Raw genomic sequence first — 5,618 nt, 5'->3', positions numbered from 1 at the left:
GTGTAATGGCAGGGAGGGGTTTATTCGTGATGTAGGTTGCATAAACCCCTCCCTACACCCTCCCGTCGGGAGGGAATCGCACAGGCCAACACTTTAAAATTTAATCCTGTCTTTTCATAGGCTATTAATCTCTCAAGAGGGGAATCAAAAATTATAAGATAATCCTCAGTCTAAATAGTAATGCCTTATTTGGTTTAGGCCATGATCAAGTTCGTAAACCCATGGTGTAGCTGTTGGTATCTCCAGTTGGGTTACCTCTTCGTCGCTAAGGCAATCAATATATTTTATTAATGAGCGCAAGCTGTTTCCGTGTGCCACCACAATTACCTTTTGGTTACGGCGCATGGCATTCACGATGGTCTCGTTCCAAAAAGGTAGCACCCTATCCATAGTTTCGCTCAGGTTTTCAGTTAAAGGTAGTTCACGCTCCGTAAGATCTTTATACCGCAGGTCATGGCCCGGGTAGCGTGGATCATCCTTAGTTACAGCCGGTGGATGCTCATTAGGGTCGCGCCGCCATTTTTGTACCTGCTCTATACCATACTTTGCTACGGCATCATCCTTGTTCATTCCCTGCAGGGCACCATAAAAACGCTCATTCAGGCGCCATGACTTTTCTACAGGGATCCATAAATGATCAAGCTCTTCCAATATAAAATGCATGGTTTTGATTGATCTTTTTAAATATGATGTAAAACCGGCATCAAAATTATATCCGTTCTTTTTAAGTATCTGGCCCGCTTTTTTTGCTTGCATATAACCATTTTCAGACAGATCAACGTCTTCCCAGCCGGTAAAGCGATTCTCCTGATTCCAGATACTCTCGCCGTGGCGTATCAATACTATTTTTTGCATAGGTGTTTATTTAACGTAAATGTAGTTGTTGAGTTATAAAAAAAATTGTTTAATATATATAAATCACTTAGATTGCCCCTAACAAACCAATTAAAACCTCAATCTGTCTATTATGATTCCTACAACACCTGTACCTGTAAAGGATGGTATTGCCAACCCCGCCCCTCTTGGTCTTTGTGCCTTTGGTATGACCACCGTATTATTAAACATCCACAATGCCGGCTTTTTTGAAATGAACAGCATGATATTGGCCATGGGTATATTTTATGGCGGACTTGCACAAGTTATTGCAGGTGTTATTGAAGCAAAAAAGAACAACATTTTCGGTTTAACAGCTTTTACATCGTATGGATTTTTCTGGCTGTCATTAGTAGGTTTATTAGTAATGCCTAAGCTGGGTTGGGGAGCTGCCCCATCAGAAGGTGCCATGTGTGCATATTTAGGCATTTGGGGGATATTTACCTTTCTAATGTTTTTTGGCACATTAAAACTTAACCGTGCGCTTCAGTTTGTTTTTGGATCATTAACCGTATTATTCTTTTTGCTGGTAGCCGGCGACGCTACCGGGAATGCCTCCATAAAACATTTGGCCGGGTACGAAGGAATAATCTGCGGTGCATCAGCTATATATACAGGTATGGCCAACGTATTGAACGAGGTTTACGGCAGGGTTGTATTACCTATTGGGCCAGTTAATGTTTAATTTAAAAGCTAAAATTAATTCTGCTAAATTGCGCAGGTGAAAGATTTTAAAAAATATTACAGCATACCTGCTACGCCTGACGAGATTTATATGGCCCTGACCAACCCCATTACCATGGAATTATGGACAGGTGAAGTTGCCGAAATGTCGACCGAGCCTGGGTCAGAATTTTCTATGTGGGAAGGCAGTATCGCTGGAAAAAACCTGGAATTTGAACAGGGTAAAAAAATAGTGCAGCAATGGTATTTTGATGGCCAGTCTGATAATTCTATAGTAACCATTAAGCTTCATGCTGATAAAAATGGAACATCTGCCGAATTACGCCATACCAATATTCCCGATGCTGATTTTGATGATATGGTTGATGGATGGAACAACAGTTATTTTGGAGCACTGATTGAATTTTTTGAGGGAGAATAATCTCCCCCCTTGTCATCCTGAGGAACGAAGAATCTATTAATGAGCTATGCATATTGTAGAATGGATGCTTCACTGCGTTCAGCATGAGAGAAAGAAAAAAGTATCATGGCAAGCATATAGTAAAACAACAAAGCCACTCAATTGAGTGGCTTTGTTGTTTTATATAGATTTTCTTTTGGGGAAAAATACTATTAATATAAAGTGAACTCAACCCTGCGGTTTGCCTGACGGCCTGCTGCAGTTTTGTTTGTTGCAATTGGCTGATTTTGACCGTAACCAGTTGCTTCAATACGTGATGCAATAGCACCTTTACTTACTAAGTAAGATTTTATTGATTCTGCGCGGTCTTTTGATAACCTCATGTTCAGATCTTTAGAGCCTGTATTATCAGTATGTCCTGCTAATTTAAGGCTAAAGTTTTTGTCAACAAGTAGTTGAGCTACCCTATCTAAACTTGGTAAAGAGTGTGCACGGATGGTTGATTTACCTAAATCAAATTCAAGGTTCTTGATGGCATCCTTAACAACTTTCTTATCTTCTTCAGTTACATAAACAACTGGTTTAGCAAGCGGGCAACCTGATCCATCTACCTTTGTTCCTGCTGGCGTGTTCGGACATTTATCATTAACGTCAACCACGCCATCGCCGTCGCTATCTGTTGTTAATTTGGCAAGGTTTGCATTAGTAGTGTTCAAATCATTTCTTAACTGGTCGTTTTTAGCTTTTTCTGCATCAATTTGTTGTTGTAGCAAAGTTTTGGTTTGTTGATTTTCCCATAAGTATTCTTTACGCATTGACGATACCGGGTTATGAGTTGCCATTTGAGGCTTTTTACGGCTGCCCAAAGCAAACTCTAATCCTACGTGTGCATAAGAGAACCTATCGTTGGTTGATCCATGGTTAAAACCATCAAAGTTATCAGATTGTACAAAGTTAACCGCATAACCTAAATCAAGGTTTACGCCTGGAGCAATGTCAAATTTTAAACCAAGCCCCAGAGGAATAAATATTTCGTTTATTGAAGCTTTACCATCGGTTTTAAAATTGGTTTCCTGGCCGCCCGGTGTGGTAATTTTAGGCGTATAGTTTATGGTACCTGCACCTACTGTTAAATAAGGTTGAATAAATGGTTTGTCATGACGCCAGTTGATGTTGGCCAATGTAATGTTGGCACTTAGCGCCGCCGACCAGTTAATATTAGTAGTATACTGGCTATAAACCATATTACCGGCTGCATCAGGCTGACTATTATTGCCTTTTACTTTACCTCTCAGGAAATCGGCCTGAATACCTAATGATGGTAATATTTGGTTTTTAATATAAACACCATAGCCTACTTGTTCGGTTGGGTTTTTAAAATCCTGCCTGCCATTGGTACCAAAAATAGTGTAAGGCGTTAACATACCGCCATGAACACCTATTGACCAGGTGCGAAAGTTATTGCCACCAGAAAATGGTTTTACATAATCATTAGCTGTAGTGTCGGGAGTTTGAGCAAATAATTTACCACCTACCATAAGTCCTGTTAGGAGCAGGGTGGTTTTTTTAAAATTTGATTTCATATTGTTGTGTTTAATTATAGGTTTATTGTTCAGTAAACCGTAACCACAACAGGCAACATTAATGCCATCCAAATTTAATATTAACAACCACGCATGTTAAAATTTCATCAATTTTACAGGTATTAAGGTTAAAAAATTAACATAAATGACTGATAGAGCATCGTTTAAGCTTTGAGGTATGATGCGGTAAAAACCCGTGTTTTAACGGGTAGCATGTACTACTTATTAACTTTTTGTACCAAATAGTAAATGAGTTGAAAATAGTACAGTGTGTATTAAAAAGTTATTTTTGACTTATATTACTCAATACAATAATTAACTATAAGTACATTGTTTTCAAACCCTAAGAAACAATAAAGATGAAATTCAGATGAAATTTGAACTTTTTGCGATTTTTTTATTGATTAACCTTACGCTAATCAGTAAATATTTAATATCATTTGGTGCAATATTAAAACATATACACATTAAATAATATATCTAACTATCAGGCCATAACAGCCACTGCATCAAATATTTTCTCGCCTAATTTAATATTACCTTTCAGCGTTGAATTTTGTAGAGCAAGGTTGGGGGTTATACCTTTTGTGAAAAGTTTCCAGGCGGTATCAGTGCTTATACTTACCACACAATCTGCAGATTTATCATTATTTGTTGTTAGCACCCAATTCTCCATGCTTTTTTGCAGATACCAGTTGCCTGTAGTTTCACCAAAAACAATTATTTCAATCAGGGTACCCTCATCGGCGTTTACATTACGGTAAGTATTGGGTAAGGCATACATGAAGGTAGCTATACAGGGATAAAATAGTTCTTGATGCATGATGCCCGGTTTGTTTACGGCTTCGCGTATTTGCTGCTGGTGATGCCATTTCTCAGTGTACTCTCTGGCAATGTGAAACCAGTTGACTGATTGCTCCTCTCCTGCCCATGCCACTGAAAATATTGCCGTGGCAAATGGATCTAACGATGCCATGTGCTCGGCATATTGCTTCCCGGTCATCTCCAATAACTGTACGAGCAAGGCAGGGCTTACCCTTTTCATGGCTTTTACCCAGGTTGCATTTAACTCGTTAAGATAATTAACAAGATCCTGATAGTTACTGATGCTGGATGGGGTTTCGCCGGTAAACTGCTGTTTTGATGATATGGTACGCATATTCCCATCCAAAAGATGGGCTGCAATATCTTTAACAGTCCATAATTTGGCTAATGTCGGTTTGTCCCAATCTTCGGGTGATAAGGATTTAAGCAGCTCAATAAACAATTGATCCAAAACCGGGAAAAGGTGTATCGTTTTTATAGGTACATCCCTGCCTGTCATAAAAATAGGCTAATACTGCTATTGGGTTACAGCAGCATGTACAAAAACCTTTGATTTAATATCTGCACCAGCTTTACCTAATGTGGCGGCTACAGAGCAATATTTATTTAATGAAAGTTCAACAGCACGGGCAGCTTTATCCTCATCAATATCACCGTATAAATGAAATTCAATTTCAATATTTTGCCACAAAGAAGGCTCCTTACCAGCTTCGCGTTCGCCGTTAACTACCATTTTATAATCTTTTACTTCCTGACGTTGTTTTTTCAGGATGCTGATCACATCAATGGCAGAGCATCCGGCAAGGCCCATTAAAAGCATTTGCATAGGGCGTACACCAAAATCCTGGCCACCGCTTTCGGGGCTGCTATCCATTTTTACGGTATGGCCTTGGGCATCAACTGCTTCAAACCCAAAATCACCATGTACACGTTTAAGTTCTATCTTATTAGGCATATTAAATATATTATTAATGCTAAGTTATGTATTTGTATGCGGTTAGTAAAATAAGCAAGCCTGGTTTGTGCAGTTTTTAATAAAAATGATCTTAAACTGATGCTTTTCTGTCCTTTACAGGTATTACCAATTTTAGGCCCGACCATGTTTCATCAATAGCGCAAACCTTAATATCAACCAGGCCTATTCTTAAGGCATTGTTTCTTATTATATCTTCTGTTACATCAGTAATTACTTTAGATGCTTTTTTGGGCCATGAAACCCATATCATCCCATCGGGTTTAATCTGGGCTTTAAG

General features: G+C 38.9%; 6 protein-coding genes and 1 pseudogene. 2 read left to right on the top strand and 5 right to left on the bottom strand.

Going from position 1 to position 5,618, the window contains the following annotated elements:
* Nucleotides 1–165 precede the first annotated feature (165 nt).
* Nucleotides 166–855, bottom strand: a complete 690-nt coding sequence (gene gpmA / locus AC1DRQ_RS29110) for a 2,3-diphosphoglycerate-dependent phosphoglycerate mutase (protein WP_477429265.1) — start codon at nucleotides 853–855, stop codon at nucleotides 166–168.
* A gap of 112 nt (nucleotides 856–967) precedes the next feature.
* Between gpmA and AC1DRQ_RS29105 the strand changes: the two genes are divergently transcribed.
* Together AC1DRQ_RS29105 and AC1DRQ_RS29100 are read left to right on the top strand one after the other, a co-directional pair.
* Nucleotides 968–1,558 (top strand): acetate uptake transporter, encoded by a 591-nt coding sequence (locus AC1DRQ_RS29105; protein WP_429392652.1) that lies wholly within the window; start codon nucleotides 968–970, stop codon nucleotides 1,556–1,558.
* Between the two features lie 36 nt (nucleotides 1,559–1,594).
* Nucleotides 1,595–1,978, top strand: coding sequence for an SRPBCC domain-containing protein (locus tag AC1DRQ_RS29100; RefSeq protein ID WP_429392649.1), 384 nt, complete (start codon nucleotides 1,595–1,597; stop codon nucleotides 1,976–1,978).
* Nucleotides 1,979–2,169: 191 nt separating this feature from the next.
* Here the strand turns inward: AC1DRQ_RS29100 and AC1DRQ_RS29095 are convergent, their stop codons facing one another.
* The 4 genes and pseudogenes from AC1DRQ_RS29095 to AC1DRQ_RS29080 form a co-directional block, all read right to left on the bottom strand.
* Nucleotides 2,170–3,540 (bottom strand): OmpA family protein, encoded by a 1,371-nt coding sequence (locus AC1DRQ_RS29095; RefSeq protein WP_477429262.1) that lies wholly within the window; start codon nucleotides 3,538–3,540, stop codon nucleotides 2,170–2,172.
* 487 nt (nucleotides 3,541–4,027) lie between these two features.
* Nucleotides 4,028–4,864, bottom strand: a complete 837-nt coding sequence (locus AC1DRQ_RS29090) for a maleylpyruvate isomerase N-terminal domain-containing protein (protein ID WP_477429260.1) — start codon at nucleotides 4,862–4,864, stop codon at nucleotides 4,028–4,030.
* Nucleotides 4,865–4,882: 18 nt separating this feature from the next.
* The gene (locus AC1DRQ_RS29085) at nucleotides 4,883–5,320 is read right to left on the bottom strand and encodes an OsmC family protein (RefSeq protein WP_429392643.1); all 438 of its coding nucleotides are present in this window, start codon (nucleotides 5,318–5,320) and stop codon (nucleotides 4,883–4,885) included.
* Nucleotides 5,321–5,411: 91 nt separating this feature from the next.
* A pseudogene (locus AC1DRQ_RS29080) lies at nucleotides 5,412–5,618 on the bottom strand (DUF3052 domain-containing protein); the annotation flags it as partial.

It is taken from the genome of Mucilaginibacter sp. P4_E8 (assembly GCF_056401495.1).
The sequence above is the reverse complement of the archived record's forward strand: the minus strand, read 5'-3'. Positions and strand labels throughout refer to the sequence as shown.